The organism is Salmonella sp. SAL4457, from assembly GCF_046548235.1.
GTDB lineage: Bacteria > Pseudomonadota > Gammaproteobacteria > Enterobacterales > Enterobacteriaceae > Salmonella > Salmonella enterica.
The window spans coordinates 1-254 of record NZ_JBGDZO010000901.1 but is presented as its reverse complement, the minus strand read 5'-3'; the positions used below and the strand labels follow the sequence as shown (position 1 = coordinate 254).

Annotated in this window: 1 protein-coding gene; it reads left to right on the top strand. The window is 45.7% G+C overall.

Annotation, left to right across the window (positions count from 1 at the left end; translation table 11 throughout):
- Window positions 1-159 precede the first annotated feature (159 nt).
- Window positions 160-254: chromo domain-containing protein (locus ACLJNW_RS26805; RefSeq protein ID WP_410961595.1), on the top strand; the 95-nt coding region annotated here is incomplete at its 3' end.

Below are 254 nucleotides of genomic sequence, written 5' to 3'. Positions count from 1 at the left end.
CCACCCTATATTCCACACATCAAACTTATCCCCTACCATGAGGATGAGATTGGTGATCATAACCCAGCCAAGCCACCATCCATAGAGGTTGAGGGCCATGATAAGTTTGAAGTGCAGAAAATCCTTGACTCCAAGGTCGACTATGGATATGTCTGATACTTGGTCAAGTGGCTAGGATATGATGTCAGTGAAGCCACCTGGGAACCAGTATGTAATGTCAAGCACTGCAAAGACCTCCTTGATGCATTCCATGT